The 295-nt window shown below is 46.1% G+C and carries 2 tRNA genes; both read right to left on the reverse strand.

Annotated elements, in window-relative coordinates:
- Positions 1-101: 101 nt before the first annotated feature.
- Positions 102-174, reverse strand: a tRNA-Ala gene (locus ACYT32_RS12390).
- 25 nt (positions 175-199) lie between these two features.
- Positions 200-274 (reverse strand) — tRNA-Ile (locus ACYT32_RS12395).
- Positions 275-295: the final 21 nt, after the last annotated feature.

Consider the following 295-nt stretch of genomic DNA (forward strand, 5'->3'; position numbering starts at 1 on the left):
ATGGAAATACATCCATTTTTATCGCGCAGTTTTCGGTGTTTCTTTAATTCATTAATTCTTAATATCCAGTTTTCAAGGTACGAGTTTGACATCTCTGTCAATGGAGGTTAACGGGATCGAACCGATGACCTCCTGCTTGCAAAGCAGGTGCTCTCCCAGCTGAGCTAAACCCCCATGGTACTATTATATTTTCTGAGAATGGGCCTAAATGGACTTGAACCATCGACCTCACGCTTATCAGGCGTGCGCTCTAAACCAGCTGAGCTATAGGCCCGAAACAGCGCCCGGTAGGCCT

This window comes from Companilactobacillus sp. FL22-3 (genome assembly GCF_054881455.1).